The organism is Pelosinus fermentans DSM 17108 (assembly GCF_000271485.2).
Taxonomy (GTDB): Bacteria; Bacillota; Negativicutes; order DSM-13327; family DSM-13327; genus Pelosinus; species Pelosinus fermentans.
In genome coordinates, this window is sequence record NZ_AKVN02000001.1 from 3,007,495 (window position 1) to 3,029,916 (window position 22,422).

The 22,422-nt window shown below is 39.0% G+C and carries 19 protein-coding genes and 3 tRNA genes; 3 read left to right on the forward strand and 19 right to left on the reverse strand.

Features of this window, described 5'->3' with window-relative positions:
* Positions 1–5 precede the first annotated feature (5 nt).
* From FR7_RS13910 to FR7_RS13950, 9 genes are all read right to left on the reverse strand, one after another.
* A tRNA-Asp gene (locus tag FR7_RS13910) sits at positions 6–81 on the reverse strand.
* Between the two features lie 121 nt (positions 82–202).
* Positions 203–775 (reverse strand): orotate phosphoribosyltransferase, encoded by a 573-nt coding sequence (gene pyrE / locus FR7_RS13915; protein WP_007935374.1) that lies wholly within the window; start codon positions 773–775, stop codon positions 203–205.
* Positions 772–1,491 carry an orotidine-5'-phosphate decarboxylase gene (gene pyrF, locus FR7_RS13920; RefSeq protein WP_007935377.1) on the reverse strand — a complete coding sequence of 240 codons (720 nt, stop codon included), beginning with the start codon at positions 1,489–1,491 and terminating at the stop codon, positions 772–774. The genes pyrE and pyrF overlap by 4 nt, the downstream gene beginning before the upstream one ends.
* 17 nt (positions 1,492–1,508) lie before the next feature.
* Complete coding sequence (locus FR7_RS13925; RefSeq protein WP_007935380.1) at positions 1,509–2,432, reverse strand: dihydroorotate dehydrogenase; 924 nt, start codon at positions 2,430–2,432, stop codon at positions 1,509–1,511.
* Positions 2,429–3,196 (reverse strand): dihydroorotate dehydrogenase electron transfer subunit, encoded by a 768-nt coding sequence (locus FR7_RS13930; RefSeq protein ID WP_007935382.1) that lies wholly within the window; start codon positions 3,194–3,196, stop codon positions 2,429–2,431. The genes FR7_RS13925 and FR7_RS13930 overlap by 4 nt, the downstream gene beginning before the upstream one ends.
* Positions 3,189–6,410: a carbamoyl-phosphate synthase large subunit gene (gene carB / locus FR7_RS13935; RefSeq protein ID WP_007935384.1), complete on the reverse strand. Its 3,222-nt coding sequence runs from the start codon at positions 6,408–6,410 to the stop codon at positions 3,189–3,191. The genes FR7_RS13930 and carB overlap by 8 nt, the downstream gene beginning before the upstream one ends.
* A gap of 2 nt (positions 6,411–6,412) precedes the next feature.
* The gene (gene carA / locus FR7_RS13940) at positions 6,413–7,477 is read right to left on the reverse strand and encodes a glutamine-hydrolyzing carbamoyl-phosphate synthase small subunit (protein WP_007935386.1); all 1,065 of its coding nucleotides are present in this window, start codon (positions 7,475–7,477) and stop codon (positions 6,413–6,415) included.
* The gene (locus FR7_RS13945; protein WP_007935388.1) at positions 7,474–8,763 is read right to left on the reverse strand and encodes a dihydroorotase; all 1,290 of its coding nucleotides are present in this window, start codon (positions 8,761–8,763) and stop codon (positions 7,474–7,476) included. Before FR7_RS13945 ends, carA begins: the two co-directional genes overlap by 4 nt.
* Positions 8,747–9,703: an aspartate carbamoyltransferase catalytic subunit gene (locus FR7_RS13950; protein ID WP_007935389.1), complete on the reverse strand. Its 957-nt coding sequence runs from the start codon at positions 9,701–9,703 to the stop codon at positions 8,747–8,749. The genes FR7_RS13945 and FR7_RS13950 overlap by 17 nt, the downstream gene beginning before the upstream one ends.
* Before the next feature lie 674 nt (positions 9,704–10,377).
* Between FR7_RS13950 and mmdA the strand changes: the two genes are divergently transcribed.
* Complete coding sequence (gene mmdA / locus FR7_RS13955) at positions 10,378–11,907, forward strand: methylmalonyl-CoA decarboxylase subunit alpha (protein WP_007935391.1); 1,530 nt, start codon at positions 10,378–10,380, stop codon at positions 11,905–11,907.
* Between the two features lie 108 nt (positions 11,908–12,015).
* On the opposite strand, the gene FR7_RS23905 is transcribed toward mmdA, so the two are convergent.
* Positions 12,016–12,174, reverse strand: a complete 159-nt coding sequence (locus FR7_RS23905) for a hypothetical protein (protein WP_007935393.1) — start codon at positions 12,172–12,174, stop codon at positions 12,016–12,018.
* 184 nt (positions 12,175–12,358) lie between these two features.
* Between FR7_RS23905 and FR7_RS13960 the strand changes: the two genes are divergently transcribed.
* The gene (locus FR7_RS13960; RefSeq protein ID WP_237715576.1) at positions 12,359–12,781 is read left to right on the forward strand and encodes a LysR family transcriptional regulator; all 423 of its coding nucleotides are present in this window, start codon (positions 12,359–12,361) and stop codon (positions 12,779–12,781) included.
* 94 nt (positions 12,782–12,875) lie between these two features.
* On the forward strand, positions 12,876–14,132 hold the full coding sequence (locus tag FR7_RS13965; RefSeq protein WP_007935395.1) for an ATP-binding protein: 1,257 nt from the start codon (positions 12,876–12,878) through the stop codon (positions 14,130–14,132).
* Positions 14,133–14,203: 71 nt separating this feature from the next.
* Here FR7_RS13965 and FR7_RS13970 read toward each other — a convergent pair whose 3' ends face one another.
* From FR7_RS13970 to polA, 9 genes are all read right to left on the reverse strand, one after another.
* Positions 14,204–14,878 (reverse strand): uracil-DNA glycosylase, encoded by a 675-nt coding sequence (locus FR7_RS13970; protein ID WP_007935396.1) that lies wholly within the window; start codon positions 14,876–14,878, stop codon positions 14,204–14,206.
* Between the two features lie 206 nt (positions 14,879–15,084).
* Positions 15,085–15,267 (reverse strand): hypothetical protein, encoded by a 183-nt coding sequence (locus FR7_RS13975; RefSeq protein ID WP_007935397.1) that lies wholly within the window; start codon positions 15,265–15,267, stop codon positions 15,085–15,087.
* Between the two features lie 260 nt (positions 15,268–15,527).
* A tRNA-Leu gene (locus tag FR7_RS13980) sits at positions 15,528–15,613 on the reverse strand.
* Between the two features lie 49 nt (positions 15,614–15,662).
* A tRNA-Leu gene (locus FR7_RS13985) sits at positions 15,663–15,748 on the reverse strand.
* A gap of 125 nt (positions 15,749–15,873) precedes the next feature.
* Entirely contained in the window at positions 15,874–17,505 is a 1,632-nt protein-coding gene (locus tag FR7_RS13990) for a peptide ABC transporter substrate-binding protein (RefSeq protein WP_017531331.1), read from the reverse strand.
* Between the two features lie 82 nt (positions 17,506–17,587).
* A complete protein-coding gene (locus FR7_RS13995) occupies positions 17,588–18,127 on the reverse strand; it encodes a lytic transglycosylase domain-containing protein (RefSeq protein WP_237714860.1) in 540 nt (179 codons plus the stop codon).
* 113 nt (positions 18,128–18,240) lie between these two features.
* Positions 18,241–18,855 carry a dephospho-CoA kinase gene (coaE, locus tag FR7_RS14000; protein ID WP_007935400.1) on the reverse strand — a complete coding sequence of 205 codons (615 nt, stop codon included), beginning with the start codon at positions 18,853–18,855 and terminating at the stop codon, positions 18,241–18,243.
* Positions 18,856–18,880: 25 nt separating this feature from the next.
* Entirely contained in the window at positions 18,881–19,705 is an 825-nt protein-coding gene (gene mutM, locus FR7_RS14005; protein WP_007935401.1) for a DNA-formamidopyrimidine glycosylase, read from the reverse strand.
* 29 nt (positions 19,706–19,734) lie between these two features.
* A complete protein-coding gene (polA, locus tag FR7_RS14010; protein WP_007935403.1) occupies positions 19,735–22,359 on the reverse strand; it encodes a DNA polymerase I in 2,625 nt (874 codons plus the stop codon).
* Positions 22,360–22,422 lie beyond the last annotated feature (63 nt).

The following is a 22,422-nucleotide window of genomic DNA, read 5'->3' on the forward strand; positions in this document are numbered from 1 at the left end:
AATAATGGCGACCCAGATCGGATTTGAACCGACGACCTCCGCCGTGACAGGGCGGCATTCTAACCGCTAAACTACTGGGCCACATTGTCGTGTGATTCACCGACTTAATTATAATAACACAACTTTATCATAAATACAAGAGTTTTTTAACGAATTATGTTAATTTCTTTTTATGATTCTATGGTTATAATGTACTAATCATTTATAATTTTCGACTGCCGCGTTTTGTTATTGGCAGGTTTTGAGCACATGAAGGGCAGTCTTCCGATTGATACGTTTGTACATCCAGGTGCAACAATGCTTGATGAGGTACACCAAAATCAACTTTACCCCCGCTGCGATCTACTAATATACCTACTCCTACAGGAATCCCGCCATGCTCTCTAACAACATCAAGAACTTCTTGTACTGAACCACCTGTTGTAATAATATCTTCTACAATTAATACTCGTTCACCAGGCTGAATGACAAATCCTCGCCGCAAAGTCATTTTTCCATTTTCCCGCTCGGTAAAAATCGCACGAGTTCCTAAGTTCTTCCCCACTTCATGAGCTAATAAAATCCCACCAGTTACAGGACCGATTACTAATTCGACCTGATCCTGAACAAATCTTTCTGCCAATGCCTTGCATAATTTAGCTGTATGTTCTGGATATTGCAGTACTTGAAATTTTTCTACATATTGTGGGCTATGCAAACCAGAAGTCAATAAGAAATGACCTTCCAGGATGGCACCTGTATCGATAAATAACTGCTTTACTTCCTCTTCCTTCATGCTTGTTCCCTCATTTCTCGTAAAATGTCCTTCACAGCCTGCTTTGGGTTTGCCGCAGCAGTAATCGGTCTACCGATTACCAAATGATGCGCACCATTTTTTAAAGCTCTTGCTGGCGTAGCAATGCGGCTTTGATCATCAATCGTTGCACCACTAGGCCTTATGCCAGGTGTAACAATGATAAATTCATTACCACATACAGCCTGAATTTGCGCAGCTTCCTGAGGAGAGGCCACTACTCCATCCATTCCTGCTTTTTGCGCTAATTGAGATAAATGAATCACCTGCTGCGATAAATCTGCATTATATCTAAGAGCTGACCATTCATCTGCATTCATACTCGTTAAAACTGTCACGGCAATTAATTTGGGACGCTGCACTTGTATCTCATCAGCCTTGTTTTTTACCACTCTTGCTGCCGTTTGCATCATAGCTAATCCGCCTGAAGCATGAACATTAAGCATAGTTGCACCCAACTGCGTTAGAGTCGCCAATCCTTGTCCGACTGTATTCGGTATATCATGCAGCTTTAAATCTAAGAATATGTCTTTATTCTGCTGACGAAGATAGGTAATTACTTGACTTCCTACACTATAAAAAAGTTCCATACCAACTTTATAATAGCTCACGCTATCCCCTAACTGTTCCACAAGTTGCTGTACGGTCTCCATGTTATGTACATCCAAGGCTACTATTAAGCGCTGATCACAACTCATTCATTCACTTCCAATACTTATAGATTCACTTTACCTACCAGTTCACTTACATGAGATAAACCACGCTGTTTTATATAGTCCTTCATTCCATCTGCCACAGACTGGGCAGCGCAAGGATTGATAAAGTTCGCTGTTCCCACGGCTACAGCACTAGCACCTGCCAGCATAAATTCAATAGCATCCACTGCTGTTACAATACCGCCCATACCAATAACCGGAACCTTTACCGCCCGAGCAACTTGCCATACCATGCGTACCGCGATCGGCTTCACTGCTGGTCCAGATAATCCTCCTACTACATTTCCTAGTACAGGACGCCATTTATGAATATCAATCGACATGCCTAATAAGGTATTAATAAGGGATATTGCATCGGCTCCAGCGTCTTCTACAGACTGGGCCATAGCGACAATATCAGTTACATTCGGAGATAATTTTACGATCACCGGTAAATCGGTATTGCTTTTTACTTGTTTTACTACTGCTGAGGCACTATCACAGTTAGTACCAAAAGCTATCCCTCCCTCTTTTACGTTAGGGCAGGAAATATTGAGTTCTACACCAGCAACATCAGCTACATTGAGGCGAGCAGCCAATTCACCATATTCTTCAACTGTATTACCTGAAATGTTGACGATAACTGGTACATCATACTCTTTTAAGCGTGGCAATATCTCAGATAAAAATTCATCTACCCCCGGATTTTCCAAACCGATAGAATTTAGCATACCAGCAGGAGTCTCAGCTATTCGCCGTCCCTGGTTGCCGGACCTGGGCAATAGAGTTGTGCCTTTCACAACGACTGCACCAATTTTATTCAGGTTGACAAAGTCCTTATATTCTAACCCAAAGCCAAAAGTCCCAGATGCGGTCATAACAGGTGTTTTCATTTTAATTCCTGCAATGGTTACGCCAAGCATATCACTATCTCCGACGCTCATGATATCACCTCCTGTGCCCAAAAAACCGGACCATCTGTACAAACCTTTTTTCGCAATCCATCTTTCCCAGCACAAGTGCAGGATAAACAACCACCAATACCACAAGCCATATATTCTTCTAAAGATACTTGACAAGGGATATTATAGGTCTTAGCAGCTTTCGCTACACCCTTCATCATAATCCTGGGGCCACAGGTGTAAATCACATCAAAAGCACCACTTTTTAATACATCTGGCAAAAGATCTAAGGTTACACCACAACTGCCTAATGTACCATCATCTGTGGTAATGTGGATCGCATCACACTTGTTATGAAACATATCCGCCCAAAACATCTCTTCTTTGGTACGGCCGCCCATTAGTATTTCTATAGGGCGTGGACATAAGGCGCCAGCTAAAAATAGCAGTGGCGCCAGTCCCATTCCCCCTCCAACTAATAGCGGACGTTGACCATGTATGACAAATCCATTACCCAATGGTCCCATACAATCCACAGAATCTTTGCTAGTCAAAGCCGCCAGACAGGCAGTGCCTTGACCAACTACACGATATATGGTACTTACCGTACCAGTTATATGATCGGCACCTGAAATACTAAGAGGACGGCGCAATAAAGGATAATAGGAATCCGCTACCCTAACATGGAGAAATTGACCTGGTACAGCCTGCACTGCAATTTCAGGTGCATATAGCACTAACTCTTTGACGTTAACACCGATCTCTGTATTGCGCACAATCCGGGCCTCAACCACCATCTTAGGCAAGACTATCCCCTCCACCAACGTAATCTTGTATTGCTAAAACATAAGATAAACGACGTTCTCGCATAAAAGTTAAAACCTCTACTACCGCTTTAGCAGTATCCATGGAAGTAAAACAAGGAATAGCATGTTCTACCGTTGCTCTACGGATCTTATATCCGTCTCGTTCTGGTTCTTTACCATGAGTCAATGTATTAATAACCATGTTAATTTTTCCTGTTTTAATCATTTGTATAATATCAGGTTTATGTTCATGCACTTTATCTACAAGAGTAACAGATAAGCCTAAGGATTGCAGGTGTCTTGCTGTTCCGCCAGTAGCTACCAGATGATATCCAAGATCTGCCAGGCACTTAGCAAGTTCTCCGCCTTCTTGCTTATCTTTATCTGCTACGGTAAATAATACAGTACCATATTCAGGTACATTCATACCCGCACCAGTGATTGCTTTGTATAACGCCCTGGCATAGTGATAGTCAATTCCCATGACTTCACCAGTAGACTTCATTTCTGGCCCTAAGGAGATATCTACTTGCTGCATCTTCGAAAAAGAGAATACAGGCGCTTTTACTGCTGTATAAGGCTTAGCTGGCAGCAAACCAGACTTATATCCAAGGGAGATAAGACTTTCTCCCATTGCTACACGAGTGGCCACATTTACCATTGGCACATCTGTTACTTTACTTAAGAAAGGAATGGTACGACTGGAACGTGGATTTACCTCAATTACGTATACCTGCGCCTCGACTACTACATATTGGATATTAATAAGTCCCTTTACATTAAGTCCCACTGCCAGCCTAGTGGTGTAATCCACAATAGTAGCAATAACTTCCTGGGACAAGGTTTTCGTTGGATATACAGCAATGCTATCCCCTGAATGAACCCCGGCTCGTTCCACATGTTCCATGATACCCGGGATAAAGACATCTTTACCATCAGAGATGGCATCTACCTCCACCTCTGTGCCTTGCATATAACGGTCCACTAACACTGGATGCTCTGGCGATGCTTTTACCGCTCTGGTCATATAGTCTTTTAGCTCTTCTTCTGTATAGACAATTTCCATAGCTCGCCCGCCTAATACATAAGAAGGTCTAACCACTACTGGGTAGCCAATTTTATTTGCTTCTATAACTGCATCTATCCCATTTGTCACTGTAGATCCTTTTGGCCGTGGTATATTATTTTGTTCAAGGAGCTCATCGAATCTCTCCCGATCTTCTGCACGATCAATACTGTCTACACTGGTGCCCAATACCTTGACACCAGCTTTTGCTAAAGGACCGGCTAAATTAATCGCCGTCTGACCGCCAAATTGCACAATAACGCCTTCAGGCTTTTCTTTATCAATAATATTCATTACATCTTCTGGAGTAAGAGGTTCAAAGTATAGGCGATCGGATGTATCAAAGTCAGTACTTACCGTTTCTGGATTATTATTTACAATAATCGATTCCAGCCCCATTTCCCTAAGCGCCCAGACTGAATGCACCGAACAATAATCAAATTCTACCCCTTGACCAATACGAATGGGCCCTGAACCTAATACCATTACTTTACGCTTATGAGACACTGTTACTTCATCTTCTTGCGCATAAGTTGAGTAATAATAAGGCGTAGCCGCTTCAAACTCAGCTGCGCAAGTATCTACCATTTTATAAGAAGGCACTATATTTTGCGCTTTACGGGAAGATCGAATTTCTTCAGTGGAACTACCAGACAATGCCGCAATTGTTTTATCTGTAAAACCCATCTTTTTGGCTTTTAGCATACGTTCCGAAGTAATCTCTTGCGTTTGCAGCAGTACTTCCATCGCAACAATGCCTTTGATCTTATTTAAAAAGAAAGTATTTACATTTGTAATTTTATGAATTTCATCCACTGAAATTTCTCTGCGCAATGCTTCTGCGATCATAAATATACGTTCATCGTTGGCTATATTCAATTTTTTATGTACATCTTCAGTTGATAAGTTAGCCATTTCGGGAATCTGCAAATGATTGACTCCAATTTCCAAAGAACGTACTGCTTTTAACAGGGCACCTTCAAATGAGCGATCGATAGACATTACTTCTCCGGTAGCTTTCATCTGCGTACCTAAGATTCGATCGGCAAACATAAATTTGTCAAAAGGCCAGCGGGGAAATTTAACTACCAAATAATCCAATGTTGGTTCAAAGCAGGCCATTGTTTTTTTGGTAACTGCATTTTGTATTTCATCAAGATGATAGCCAATCGCAATCTTACTAGCCACTTTCGCAATGGGATAACCAGTGGCTTTTGAAGCCAAGGCACTTGAACGGCTTACCCGAGGATTTACTTCAATAACATAGTATTGATTGCTATGAGGATCAAGAGCGTATTGTGCATTGCAGCCACCTTCAATTCCCAATTCTCGAATAATCTTCAGTGATGCAGTTCGCAGCATCTGATACTCGTGGTCGCTAAGAGTTTGTGACGGAGCTACTACAATACTATCTCCCGTATGAATGCCTACAGGGTCAAAGTTTTCCATGTTACACACTACAATACAATTGTCTGCCGCATCCCGCATGACTTCATATTCAATTTCTTTCCAGCCAGCGACACTGCGTTCAACGAGCACTTGACCAATCATACTATACTTTAGCCCGCGAATAACGACATCAATCAGTTCACTTTCGCTATTCACGATACCACCACCGGCGCCTCCCATAGTGTAAGCAGGGCGCACAATGATCGGATAGCCAATCTTCCGGGCAAATTCACAAGCACTTTCTACATCTTCTACGGTGATACTCTCTGGAACAGGCTGACCGATGGATTGCATTGTTGCTTTAAACAGTTCACGATCCTCAGCTTTTTTAATAGCTTCTAATGAAGTCCCCAGTAGTTCTACATTAAAATTGGCCAGTACACCATTCTCATACAAATTGACAGCCAAATTAAGCCCTGCCTGACCACCTAAGGTTGCCAAGAGACCGTCGGGCCGTTCTTTCGCAATAATCGCTTCTAGAAAATCAGGAGTTAAAGGCTCTATATATACACGGTCTGCAACATTGGTATCTGTCATAATCGTAGCTGGATTACTGTTGACCAACACGACTTCCAATCCCTCTTCTTTTAGAGCACGGCAAGCTTGTGTACCTGCATAATCAAACTCCGCCGCTTGTCCAATTACAATTGGACCAGATCCAATTACCATTACTTTTTTAAGGTATTTCTTTTTCGGCATAATTATACTCCCTTCGGCAACAGCGCCATAAATTCATCAAACAAATAGGTATTATCGTCGGGCCCTGGCGATGCTTCCGGATGATACTGCACCGAAAATACTGGTAATTTTTTGTGACGCATCCCTTCTACAGTATTATCATTTACAGATCGATGAGTGATCAATACATCTATATTTTCTAAAGAAGATTCCTCTACCGCATATCCATGGTTTTGGGATGTAATATGCACTCTGCCTGTCAATAAGTTCTTTACAGGCTGGTTGGAACCTCGATGACCAAACTTCATTTTATAAGTATCGGCACCCAAGGCTAAGGCTATCAGCTGATGGCCTAAGCAAATACCAAATATCGGTTTCTTACCAATTAATTCTTTTATCGTTTCTATCGCGTAAGGCACATCTTTAGGATCTCCCGGTCCATTTGATAAAAATATACCATCCGGATTCAGCTTTAAAATTTCCTCAGAAGTTGCATCTGCTGGTAAAACCGTTAATTTACAGCCAAGATTATGAAGGGAATTTAAAATATTTCGTTTTATGCCAAAATCCATTACCACAATATGAGGTCCACTATTCTCCATCACATAAACCTCTGGAGTGGTTACTTCCTGTACTTCTTTCATAGCGGGTACTAGGTCGAAATATTTTTTTATTACTTCTTCACTAACATCCTCTGGGACAATAACACCTTTCATCGTCCCATTTGAACGAATACGCCGGGTAATGGCCCGAGTATCTACTCCATATATGCAAGGAATTTCATTTTCTGTCAAATATTGTATCAACGTATTTTCACATTGATAATTGCTGGGCTCTTCACAAAGCTCGCTAATAATAAAACCTCTTACAAAAGATTTTCTTGATTGCTGGAACAAATCTGCTACACCATAATTTCCAATCAAGGGGTACGTTAAGGCTACGATTTGTCCACAATAAGAAGGGTCTGTTAAAATTTCTTGATAACCCGTCATCCCTGTATTAAATACCACTTCACCAACAGCAGTACTGTCTCCTACTAATGTACCGTAAAACACAGACCCATCTTCTAATATAAGTTTTCCTTTCATATACACACCTTACCCTTACGCATCACAAATTTACCACTTACTATGGTGGCAACTGCTTTGCCCTTTAGTATTTTTTTATCAAATGGAGTATGCTTGCCTTTTGTATAAAAAGCACTACTGTCTACAGTCCATTCTAATTCAGTATCAATAATAGCAATATCTGCTGGCACACCTGCTTTTAAACTGCCTGCCTCAATATTCAATATTGAAGCTGGAGCAGTTGACATCTTTTCAATAATCTCAACCAATGTAAATTTTCCAGTATGGTAAAGCTCGGTCAGAATGACTCCCAATGCTGTTTCAAGGCCTGCAAATCCAGGTGGAGCCTGTCTAAATTCAATATCTTTTTCTTCAAAAGCATGAGGTGCATGATCTGTCGCAATGGCATCCAAAGTTCCATCTTTTAACCCTTCTACCAAGGCAGCAACATGATCTGCAGAACGCAGGGGCGGATTTACTTTAGCTGCTGTATTAAATGCTTTGACTGCTTCATCCGTTAGCGTCAAATGATGAGGCGTTGCTTCAGCAGTAACTTTTACACCACGTTTTTTTGCTTGACGAATTAATTCTACTGCCCCTTTACTACTTACATGAGCAATGTGCAGAAGTGAGTCAGTGTATTCTGCAAGCATTATATCCCGAGCCACGGCAATGTCTTCTGCCACAGAGGGCCGACCCTTCATTCCTAACATAGCCGAAACAGCACCTTCATGCATAACTCCCTCATCCACTAAAGACTCATCTTCAGCATGAGAGATCACAGGACATCCAAACATGCTTGTATATTCCAGGCCTATTTTAAAAAGGCGATTGTTATCCAAGGAACTTCCATCATCAGAAATAGCCACTGCACCAGACAATATCATATCACCAATTTCAGCTAATTCTTTGCCTTGCTGTCCTTTACTTAAGGCTCCAATCACCTTTACATTGACGGCTCCTTCCAGCTGAGCTCTATGCAATATTCCCGAGACTATAATTGCCTGATCTACTACCGGTTTTGTATTGGGCATGCAGGCAATAGTGGTGAAGCCTCCCGCAGCGGCAGCTTTCGTACCTGATGCAATATCTTCTTTTGCCTCCAAGCCTGGTTCTCGCAAATGTACATGCATATCAACAAATCCAGGAGCAATCACCAATCCTTGGGCATCAAAAACTTCTGCTCCTGCCGTACTTAAATTCGCTCCTATTTGCGCAACAAGACCATTTTCAATAAGTAAATCAGCTACCTGATTATAATTCTGAGTAGGATCAATAATGGTTCCACCTTTAAGCAGTAGTTTCAATGTTCTTACCTCCTGTCAGCACTAAAAACAAAGCTGCCATCCTGATTGCCAATCCATTTTTTACTTGCTCCTGAATAACAGATTGATCGCCATATGCTACATCAGGAGATATTTCTAATCCTCGATTCATCGGACCAGGATGCATAATCAATGCATCTGGTTTAGCTAAATCCAAGCGTGCTTGATTAATACCAAAAATACGAGCATATTCTCGCGCTGAAGGAAATAATCCTTTATGCTGCCGTTCTCGCTGAATGCGCAGTACATTTACAACATCAGCTCCCTCAAGAGCTTCTTCTACCCTATTATGCACATGTACTCCAACTTCCTGTATGTAATAAGGCATTAATGTTTTAGGTCCTGCTAAATGTACTTCGGCTCCCATTTTTAAAAGTCCCCAAATATTGGATCTAGCAACTCGACTATGAAATATATCACCAACGATAGCTACTTTTAATCCATCAAGTTTTCCTTTGACTTCTTTCATCGTAAACATATCCAGCAATCCTTGAGTAGGATGTTCGTGAGCTCCGTCTCCAGCATTAATGATGACAGGCGACGCTACATTGGCTGCATATTGTGCTGCCCCTTCTGCTTCATGGCGCATAACAATTACATCAACGCCCATAGCTTCAACCGTATATAAAGTATCTCTAAGACTTTCACCTTTTGTCACGCTGCTGGCACTAGCAGTGATATTAACCACATCTGCTCCCAAGTATTTACCTGCTAATTCAAAAGAAGTGCGTGTCCGAGTACTGGCCTCAAAAAATAGGTTTACAATTGATTTCCCTCTTAATGTAGGTACTTTTTTGATATCTCGATCAATAATCCCCTTCATTTGACATGCTGTCTCTAAAATCACTTCTATTTCAGGCACTGTCATCATTTCAAGACCTAAAATATCTTTGCCGCGTAATGATATCTGGCGTTTACTCACTGTGACTCCTCCTTATATAAAAAACTCCTTACTATATACGCAAGGAGTTTCAATAACAACAAGACAAGCTTGTGCCAAACAAACATCCTTGCTAAACTCTCTGGATTAGCTTAAAGGATAGTATTTGTATTTTTTCTAAAGAATACGCCCTACCAATATTAATTACAATACAGCGTTTTATATTTATGCATGTTTTGCTCATATATATACTATCAAATTATTGAAATGATTGTCAATCCTTTTAACAAAACATAAAAAACCTTCTCACGTGTGGCAACGCAAGAAGGCATAAATATACACTCTATTACATGTCTCCTTTGCAGCCTCACAGGACTACGTTAAAGGCAGTATTCTATTGAATATACTATATCAAATCAGTGTATATTTGTCAACAATATTAAGCATTCCATTATAATATGGATTTAGCCACCCATTCGCATAAAAATGTAGACGTTAGGTAGAATTTTTATTGCCCTTGCATCTTACTCTCATTTATTTAGCAACTCCAACTTGATATAGAGTTTTTTCTTTGTTATAATAAATCATCGCAATTTTAGCACCAGATACTATCATCTGGTAATATTACTTGATTGCAAATTTTTCTTTTGAAATTTCATTGCAAAAGGTAGAGGAAAAGACCCTACCCCCTGCAAAATATTGGAGGCAATAACAACATGTCAACTGTTTTTGAAAAAATCAATGAACTAAAAAGAAAACAAGAAAAGATTAAGCAAGGTGGAGGAGAAAAGCGCATTGAAAAGCAACATGCGAGCGGTAAGCTTACCGCTCGTGAACGCATAGCTAAACTTCTTGATCCTAATACTTTTATTGAATTTGATCAGTTTATCAAACACCGCTGTAATAATTTTGGCATGGAAGAACAGGAAAATCCTGGCGAAGGAGTTATAACTGGCCATGGTACGGTCAATGGTCGCTTAGTATTTGTATTTGCGCAAGACTTTACTGTCATCGGTGGTTCCCTGGGGGAAATGCATGCAGCTAAAATTGTAAAAGTTCAAGAAATGGCCTTAAAAGTAGGAGCTCCTATTATTGGAATTAATGATTCGGGCGGTGCACGAATTCAAGAAGGTGTTGATGCATTAGCAGGATATGGTGATATCTTTTTCAATAATACCATGGCTTCAGGAGTGATTCCTCAAATCTCAGTTATTATGGGTCCATGTGCTGGTGGAGCGGTCTATTCTCCTGCACTCACTGATTTTGTTTTTATGGTGGATAGGACGAGTCAAATGTTTATCACAGGGCCGCAAGTTATTAAGACGGTTACCGGCGAAGAAGTCTCTGCCGAGGTACTAGGCGGTGCAATGTCTCATAATTCCACATCAGGGGTTGCCCACTTCATTGCTGCCAATGATGAAAATTGCCTGGAACAGGTTCGTTATTTATTAAGTTTTCTACCAAGTAACAACCTCGACTCTTTGCCTACATACGAAACTACAGATGCGCCTAATCGCATGGATGAATCCTTGAATACTGCAATTGCTGATGATCCTTCGATTCCCTATGATATGAAAAATATTATCAGAATGATTGTAGATATTGGTGAATTTTATGAAGTCCAACCTTTTTTCGCACAAAATATCATTACTTGCTTCGCTCGCATGGGCGGTCAAAGTGTAGGAATTATTGCAAGCCAGCCTAAAATAATGGCGGGATGCATGGATATTAATACATCTGATAAGAGTGCTCGTTTTATCCGTTTTTGCGATGCCTTTAATATTCCTTTAGTGACTTTAGTAGACGTCCCTGGTTTCCTGCCAGGCACTAGCCAAGAATATGGCGGAATCATTCGTCATGGTGCTAAAGTCTTATATGCCTATTCTGAGGCAACCGTTCCTAAAATTACTGTTATTACCCGTAAATCTTATGGCGGGGCATATATCGGCATGTGTTCAAGACACCTGGGAGCCGATATGGTATTCGCTTGGCCAACAGCAGAAATTGCCGTAATGGGACCTGCTGGAGCAGCTAATATTATTTTTCGAGGAGACGCAGAAGTCGCAGAAAAAACACAAAAATATGTAGAGGATTTTGCAACACCTTACAAAGCTGCCGAACGAGGCTTTGTTGATTGTATTATTGATCCCAAAGAAACAAGACCCCGTATCATCGAAGCACTTAACATGCTTAAAACAAAAACAGAAACAAGGCCCGCAAAAAAACACGGTAACATCCCTCTATAAAAGTCAAAAGCGCTACATCCATTTCGTGTGGAATGTAGCGCTTTTCTTTCTAAATACTCTTACGTATATTTAGAAAGCGCTTTCAAATGTAACAGAAAATTTCAATTGTTAGCTAAGTACAGCTAATGTAGACCAAAATTCTTTAGTTTGTGTAATATCTACATTTTTATTTTTCTTAACATTTGCCTTTTCTATTCTTGTTTTATCTTTTTTCATAGCATTCATTCCTCCCATAAAATTTTCTTGATATGCTTGTTGATTAATCATAAAAGCATCTCCTCACTCTCTATATAAAACATTTTTCTCTCTCTTGTTTCTCTGCTTTCATTTTAAATCCAATCCTTTTATAAGTAAAATATATAATTGCAATCTTTACTATAACTAAAATAGATAGTAAACTGTGTTCAGAGGTGTTTACTATGGATATACGACATTTAAATATTTTGTTGAAGTGGCTCGTCAAAAAAGTTTTAGCAAAGCCGCTAATATAACACACGTATCCCAGTCTGCGATTAGTAAAATGATAAAAGATTTGGAAGCCGAATTGGGAACCTCCCTGTTTAATCGAACTTCGAAATATGTACAGTTAACTGATGCAGGCATAGTCTTCTTAGATCAGGCACAACAAGTAGTGGTAATGTTTCATAATCTTACTACTGAATTCGAAAATAAAATCAAAATGGAAAAAGGCAAAATTTTCATCGGCCTGCCTCCAATCACTAGTTCTACCATATTTGCTGAGTTACTGGGAGAATTTAAAAAGAAGTATCCACAAATCGAAATCAACCTATCAGAATATGGATCAAAAAAAGTAGCACTCGCAATCCAAGACGGAACCTTAGATATTGGCGTAATCTGTATCGTACCAGAATAGCAAATAGTATAGACAATGACTCGCTATACTATTTGCTATTATTAATTTCTTCGTGATAAAATGAGTTTTAAATTATAGAAAGAAGGATTCTACCATGAATAACAAACATTTTCCACTACAAAATTTATTACTGTATCGCAGCATCCTCTCCGACAGCATTGTAAAAAAAATGCAAATTCTCTGGGAAAGGAATTGCCCTCATTATATATATTATGAATTGTATAGTGAAGTTTTAATCAAGGCGGAACAATTGCACTTAGAGGGAGATCTACTAAAAAATTATATTATTTATTTAGTTTCTAAAGATGAAAATCTTTTTAGTAAAACTGCTGAAAAGAGCAATGGAATGCTAGATACAAATTCCTCTTTATATCAGGCAGCATTACATGATTGCAAAGTTTTTAAAAATTTTCTAATTCGAGATTTACCTACTATAACAGGAAAAGATAGCATCGATTTAATTCATAATTTTGTACCAACTGCGTACAGTAAAGCAACAAGCAATATATCAACCCTTTATAATCACTTTGCTACAGAATCCTCCCCACTTGATGCGCTGGTTCAAGAATTAATGAATCACTATTCTTCTTATTCTTGTGGCATCATGTCTGACTATACCGCCTTGCGCTGGAGCAGCAGTACAGGCCTTATAGGAATAAAGAATTATGACACCATTCAACTGCAAGATATAACAGGATATGAGCACCAAAAAGAAACATTGCTGCAAAATACTCTTGCCTTTCTTAATGGCAAACCAGCAAATAATATTTTACTGATTGGTTCTCCAGGAACAGGAAAATCATCTTCTGTTAAAGCACTCTTAAATGAACCGATGATCAAAAATCTTCGTCTCATAGAAGTTTCTAAATTAGAACTAAAATCTTTCAATCAATTACTGGGGATTCTCAGAGAATATTCTCAGAAGTTCATTATTTTTCTGGATGATTTATCTTTTGAAGAATTTGAAATTGAATATAAATATTTGAAATCCATTATTGATGGCGGTGTGGAAAGAACCCCTTCCAACGTTCTGATTTACGCCACTTCTAACAGGATGCATTTAATCAAAGAAACTTGGGATGATCGAAAGGGAGATTCAGATGATGTACATCGCTTTGATACGGTAAATGAAAAGTTGTCCTTATCCGACCGTTTCGGCATCACTCTCACCTATTTGTCCCCAAATCAAGTAGAATACCTTATCATTGTAGAGCAACTGGCAATAAAAAATAAAATCAGCCTGCCATTAGAACAATTGCAGGCTGCAGCACTAAGATGGGAACGGCAGCATAACGGACGTTCAGGACGAACAGGACAGCAATTTATTAATCATCTTTTAAGCCAGAGATAACACACAAGACCTCAGCTATAGAGCTAAGGTCTTGTGTGTTGTATATATTTTTTTAGAAAAATCAGCAACTATTATAGATTATCAATCTGCCAATTGATCGGACTTTGTCCTCTTGATGCCAGAATTGTATTTGCTTTCGAAAAAGGCTTACTTTTAAAGAAACCTCTGCATGCAGATAATGGACTAGGATGAACCGATTTAATAATATGATGATTCTTATTCGTAATTAAGCTTGTCTTGGACTGAGCATTACTTCCCCATAAAATAAAAACAATGGGTTCTTCTCTTTGGTTCAACAAGCTGATAATCTTATCTGTCACCTGTTCCCACCCCATATTCCTATGAGAATTCGCTTGCCCTGCTAAAACAGTAAGAACGGTATTAAGAAGCAACACCCCCTGATCTGCCCACTGCTTAAGATAGCCATGATTCGGTATATAACAATTTACATCATCTTTTAGCTCTTTATAAATATTCATTAAAGACGGCGGAGGCTGGATTCCCGGCTTTACCGAGAAGCTTAGCCCATGAGCCTGATTCGGTCCATGATATGGATCTTGCCCCAATATGACTACTTTTATATTCTGATAAGCTGTATAATGGAGAGCATTAAAAATATCATATTTATCTGGATAAACGGTCTTGGTTCGATATTCTTGTATTAGAAATTGCCGCAAGTTTAAGTAATAGTCTTTTTTAAATTCGTCTTCAAGCAATTCTTGCCAATCATTTTTAAATATTATCATATTTCATCACCGTTTTTTATTATAGCATACATAAAACGTTAATTAAATAGCTTCAAAACACAAATTTCGCCCCTTTTCACCAGTCACACAGACAGCTATCTCTTTACGAAAAGCCTTTAGAAAAAAATTCTAAAGGCTTTTCAAGAGCGATTTGGCAAACTAACGAATAGAATGTTTCCTTCTGTACAGGCCAAATCTTTTATTTTTTATTTTTTTAGGTTTTCTTCACTTTCAAAACCATCAAAAGAAATATCAGGTGCTCCACAAGTGAATGGAGTGTTACAGAACGGACAGTTTGTTGGTAATTCTCCCTTTTCTGTTGAAATGATAAAGGGATAATGGCAATTGTCACATAGATATTTCTTACTCGTTATAACATTTGTATACATTTAAATCCCCTCCTACTATTCACAACATTATTATCGGATAATTCTTACATCTTTCCTTGTTATTATTTTAACATACTTACTTTGTTAAAACAATAACTTTCTTTTTATGAATACAATATACTCTTTTAAAATATTTTTTGGTAAAATGCAACAGCTGACCTTAGATCCTTCTAGGAAATTCGTAATCACACCTGGCAAAAGATATCTATATAAAATTAAAAAGCTTATAAGCAAAAGCCTATAAGCCATTAGTTAAGGTTTGGTGCGGTAGAATGGATTTGAACCATCACGAGGTTGCCCCCGCCAGCCCCTCAAGCTGGTGCGTCTGCCGTTCCGCCACTACCGCGCATGAAATATGCAAGCATATTTGTTTAACAAAATAAACATCGAAAAGTTGGTGCGGTCGAGAGGACTTGAACCTCCACGAAGTTTCCCTCACTAGAACCTGAATCTAGCGCGTCTGCCGTTCCGCCACGACCGCATAGTAAGTCATTTCAGCACAACTTTATATAGTTTGATTTTGCCGACATATACTATTATACCTTTTCATAACAAAATGTCAACAAAGATTTTCAATTATCTTTGTAAATTGGTTTTCTCTTCCTGCTACTTTGCTGCAAAACCCCATTGCCAAGCATTCCACAAATTACCAGAGGGAGTTGGGTTGGCCTGATAATTCATAACCGTCTTTTTTACTACATCGATATTGTTTCTAAAATAAAGGGGTATGATTGGGCATTCTTGTATAATCAAATCCTGAATACGAAAAGATATTTGCTTACGTCTTTCAATATCGACAGTACGGATACCTTGATCTGTCAAAGCATCAATTTCTGCATTTCTCCAACCAGAGTAATTCTGACCATCATATTGATTGTTTCTATTTGGTATTTTTTTAGAATTCCACAAATTAAAATTATTCGGATCAACCCCAGCAACCCAAGCATACATAGCTGTTTCAAACCGACGATTCTTTAAAAGATCATCAAAGAAAATTTTTCCTTCTACCATCTTAACTTCTACTTGAATGCCAACTTCTTTTAATTGATAAGATATAGCTTGAGCTGCAAGCTCTCGTGTTTTATGTCCCGTTGGCACACTGAGGGAGAATGATAACTTACGTCCATCTTTTGCAAAAATTCCATCCATTCCTGGCTGCCAGCCTGCTTGAGATAAAAGTTCGCGAGCTGCTGCGACATCATGTGCAACTGGCGTTATTGCAGGGTTATATCCCCAGGATAAAGGGGATTGATCACTTACAGCTGTACTTGCTGAATTTTTCAGCACATTGGCAATAAGAGCTTGCCTGTCGATTCCTAAAGCAATTGCTTGCCGCACCTTTACATCCTGAAACAAGGTATTGTCTAAATTAAAATCAACATGCTCCCATATCATAGTAGGAGTATTGACTACCTGAATACCTTCGATACCTTTTATTTGATCGATTTGAGCTGAAGGTACTTTAGTCACAATATCCAATGCGCCAACTTTTAGTTGACTGAGCATAACATTTGTATCAGGTATGACTTTATAAAGGATGGAATCAAGGTTAGGCTTACCGCGATAATACGCTGTATTGGCTTCTAATAAAAGAGCTTCCGACATATGCCATTCCTTAAGTTTAAAAGGGCCTGTTCCAATAGGAGCCCGATTGAAAGAAGATTTATTGATGTCTTCTTTTTCTAATATATGCTTTGGCAAAATGCTCTTAAACAGGGTTAAATAAGGTGGATAATATTCTCGATATTGTATAATCACCGTATAGCTGTCAGGTGTATCAATAGCCAGAATTTTATCATAGCCTTCTCTGGATATTACATTGACTCCTGAATTCATAATCATTTGCCAAGTAAATTTAACATCTTCAGCAGTAAAGGCTTTACCATCATGCCAAGTTACACCAGAACGAAGTTTATATTTTATCGTTAAGCCATCGGGGCTTACTCCGCCATTTTGCAAAGTGGGAACTTCAAGTGCAAGATCCGGCAGCCATTCTCCCTTTGCATCATTTATTATTAAACCGCTAAAAATCAAACTACTGACCTCTGCAGTTGCTGAGAGATCCGACAATAATGGGTTTAATGTGTTTGGTTCTTGCAGACTACCATAAACTAATTGCCCGCCTTGTTTGATCTCATTCTTTGGAGATTCTGGCAGGGTTTTAGAGCTGCAGCCACTAGCCAGCATAACAAACACTAGCAGACACAGCATTATACTACATCTGCGACTAAGTATCATTACAATTCTCCTCAGAGGAGCCCGATTATTCATCTCGTATCTTACTGACATTGTTCTTCCATATCGCAAAGCTACCGCTCTCCTATCTACCATATAACTCCTGATAGCGCTTTTTACTATATAAAACTCGATCTACATATTTTTTAGTTTCTCCAAAGGGAATTTTTTCAGAATCGTGAAACGACATATCCCATGCATATTGCCCCATCCACTGCTTTACATTGCCCCTGCCACCATTATAAGCAGCTAACATTAATACTTCATTGCCCTTAAATTCTTTTTTTAAGGATGCTAAATACCAAGTTCCCATACTAATATTTATTTCAGGATTCTCTAGCTGCGTAGTCGTAAAGTCATTGTTTTCCATCTGTTCGGCTACCCATTTTGCCGTTTCAGGCATCATCTGCATCAATCCTAAAGCTCCCTTAGGAGACAAGGCTTTCCTATCAAATTTACTTTCTGTTCGTATCACACCAGCAACAAGAAAGGGATCCAGCTCTCTCTCCAGGGCGTACTGATACACAATATCCTGGTAAGGAAAAGGGTAAATATATTTTTTTTGAAACCAGTCAGTATTATATACTCCATATCCAATAATGGCCAATATTACTATATTTCGCACCAGGACTTTCATCCAGGTTAAAATCCCCAAGAAAATCACTCCGTTGCTATGTTAGTAGGTATCATCCTACAAAATTCTACTCAAAACACGAAGAAAGTAGAACAACTAATCCTTCACGCCATAACATTATTCACTTTCTCACGTACATTCTGCCATGCTGCTATGACCTGCTGTTTTGTGTTCTTAACATCTAACGTATTATCAATTACCAAATGAGATCGCTTAGCCTTTTCAGTTATATTGAGTTGTGAATTAATTCGATCCATAGCCTCCTTGTTTGTTAACTGATTGCGAGAGATTAACCGTGAAAGCTGTACTGATGGATCAGCGTAAACTACCCAAACTTCATCGACCTTACTTTGCCAACCCACTTCAAACAATAATGGTATATCGATAACAACAGCTTTATGCCCCAGCTGTTCCGCTTTTTTAATGCAATTATCAACTTCTGCTTCAATATAGGGATGAATCATTTTCTCCAAGCAGGAACGTTCCTTCGGATTTTGAAATATAATATTTCCTAACATTTTTCGATTCACATTTCCATCCGGAAGCATAATTTCATCACCAAAGTGAGCCATAATCGCAAGCAAGGCAGGCTGCTTAGGCATAACCACTTCGCGGGCTATCTTATCTGTATCAATGATGTAAGCTCCCAGTTTTGCCAGCATAGAACTTACCGTACTTTTTCCACTTGCAATCCCACCAGTTAGACCAATCACATACATGAAGCATTCCCCCACAATTCGGTGCTTATTTTTGACACTTTGGACAAAAATGAGTTCCACGGCCGGCTACCTCTTTACGCTGAATCGGTGTGCCGCAAGAAAGGCACGGCTCATCTTTACGTCCATATACGTTAAGGTGATACTGATGACTGCCACTTTTCCCATCACCATCACGGTAATCACGGAAGGTCGTTCCTCCATGCTCTATACCATCTGCAATTACTTTATTAATCGCATGATACAATTTTTCATTTTCGTTTTCACTTAAACTGCTCGCGATGCGTTCTGGATGGATACCAGCAATAGCCATGCATTCGTCCACATAGATATTGCCCAATCCTCCTATATATTTTTGATTCAATAGGATCGCTTTAATTTTTCCGTGGTGTTTTTTCAGCATTTCCGTTAAGTAAATTAACGAAAATTCAGGGGTTAGGGGTTCTGGGCCCATAGTAAAAAGACCAGCAATCCTCCACAATTCATCAAAGGGCATTAGATATAAAGTTCCCAATGTACGAGTATCCGCATATACCAATATATCACCATTATCTAATTTAAATAGAATACGAGTAAACTTGTCTTTTTCTCCATCCCGCGTGATATACTGCAACCGCCCTGTCATGCGAAGGTGTATAACCAAGACTTGCTTATCGTCTAAATGAAATAATAAATATTTACCTCTCCTGGCTACAGTCTCAATTTTTCTGTTTGTTAATACAGCTTGAAACTCTGCAGACGAAGGCCATTTCACCAATCGCGCCAATAAAAACTCAACTTCTACAATTGTACGCCCTGAAATTTTCTCGATGAGGCTGCGCCGAATGATTTCCACCTCTGGCATTTCTGGCATGTTTGACCTCCTAGTTCATGTCATTGATGTTATTTCGCATCTGCCCAATTCTTTCCGATTTTTACATCCACGACTAATGGGACTTTTAACGCAACACTTTGTTCCATTGCTTCTTTAACTATTTTAGAGACTTGCTCTACTTCACCAAGAGGTACTTCTAATACCAATTCATCATGTACTTGCAATAGAATACGACTTTTTAATTTTTCTTTTTGCAATGCTCGATATACATCAACCATCGCTTTTTTTATAATATCAGCAGCCGTCCCCTGAATGGGAGTATTCATGGCCGTACGCTCTGCAAAGGAGCGCTGATTAAAATTCTTGCTATTAATATCAGGCAAATAGCGACGACGTCCCAGTAAAGTAGTAACATATCCCTGTTGATGAGCCGCACCAACAGATTTGTCCATAAAGGCTTTCACACCATTATATTTAGTAAAATAATTCTCAATATATCGGCCCGCCTCTTTGCGACTGACACCTGTATCACGTGATAAACCATAATCACTGATACCATAGACAATACCAAAATTTACAGCCTTTGCCCTTGAACGCAATTCTGAAGTAACTTCTTCCATCGGAACTTCAAACACTTCTGCTGCAGTACGAGTATGCACATCTTGCTCTTTGTCAAAGGATTCAATGAGATTAGCATCACCCGACATATCAGCTAAAACTCTCAGCTCAATTTGAGAATAATCAGCAGACATCAGATAATCATACCCTGCACCAGGTATAAACAACTCTCGAATTTTCTTGCCAATTTCAGTACGTATAGGGATATTCTGCAAATTTGGTTCCGAACTGCTAAGTCTGCCTGTAGCCGTCACCATTTGATTAAAGGTAGTATGTATACGACCTGTTGCAGGAGAAATCAGATCAACCATTCCATCCAGATATGTCGATTTAAGTTTGGCTAACATTCGATATTCTAAAATCGTATCCACAATAGCATGTTGACCTGCTAACTTTTCCAATACCTCTGCGTCAGTAGAGTATCCAGTTTTTGTTTTTTTCATAACAGGCAGGTTTAGTTTTTCAAACAGAATGACTCCTAACTGCTTTGGAGAGTTCACATTGAATGTTTCACCTGCACATTGATAAATCTTAGTTAATAATAACTCAATCTTTACCCCAATTTCCACTGACATAATTTGCAAATATTCACGATCTACTTTAATTCCGTGATTCTCTACTATGGATAACACTTCAACTAAAGGAAGTTCAATTTCGTTATACAAATGAATCAGCTCATTATCAATCAGACCTTGTTTTAATATAGGGTATATGTCATGTATGACTTCAATAGCCCATACAGCAAAAACAGGTTCTTGATACATTTTTTGCCATTGAATCGTACTGAATTTTCCAAGATATTTTTCTTTCAATATTGCAAGTGAATACTCATTTGCAGTGGGTTCCAAAAGATATGCTGCTAATATCGTGTCAAATACAAGCCCTCCTAAGAAAGTCCCCATACCAGCGCATGCGTGGTACATCTTCTTAGCATCATGAGTAACTTTCATGATTGTTGCATCCGGAAACAAAGTCAGAAATTCCTGCCACCCTGCCATTTCACTGGAAATATATTTAATTTTCCCTTCCAGGATAATTGATAGACCTCCTACATGAACAGAAGGCAAATCCCCTGTAATTATTGGATAAAATTCTAAGATTCCAGTTTTTCTTATCTGTGTAATTAAACTCGCCAACTCAGCAGCATCGGTTATCTCATCAACCTGAGGCAGTGCTTCTGCCTCTATTTCTTGCTCTTGCTCATGCCCAGGGAAAATACTGTGTACTCGCGCTAGAAGACTTTTAAATTCAAATTTAGCAAAGAGTTCTTTCATTTTTTCAAGATTAGGATGGATTCTAAAATCATACTTTGTAAAGTCGATGGACATATCACATTTAATAGTCGCTAATTGTTTTGACAACAAGGCGATTTCTTTATTATTACGCAAGTTTTCCTGGAGTTTTTTCCCTGAAATATTTTCAATATTCTCTAAAACATTTTCGATAGAACCATATTCGACAATTAGCTTTATAGCTGTTTTTTCTCCGACCCCTGGAACGCCTGGAATGTTATCCGAAGCATCCCCCATTAAGCCTTTGAGATCAATTTGTTGCCGTGGATTCACGTTATATTTAGCAAAAAATGCATCTTTATCAAAAATGTCCATATCAGATATACCTTTTTTCGTTAGCATTACTTTGGTGTGAGGATTAATCAATTGCAAGGCGTCACGATCGCCGGTAACAATGATCACCTCATGCCCTGCTTGCCCTGCCTTAGCCGCTAAAGTACCAATAATATCATCGCCCTCATACCCTGCTTCTTCTAGCTCTCTAATTCCTAATGCTGCCAACACCTCTTTTGTTAATGGAAATTGTTCCGACAACTCTCTTGGCGTAGGCTTACGCTGTGCCTTATATTCAGCATATACGTCATTACGAAAAGTAATTTTCCCTTTATCAAAAGCTACAACCATATAATCTGGTTTTAACTCACCGAGTAATTTTACCAGCATAGTTGTAAAGCCATACACTGCATTTGTATATTGTCCGTTACTTGTAGTTAATGGAGGCAAAGCGTAAAACGCCCTATGTACCAAGCTGCTTCCATCGATGATTATAAACTTTTCAGGCATATGCTTACCACCTTAATTAATAAATTTCAACCTTATATACTTAGCTAAACAGTTGCAAAATCC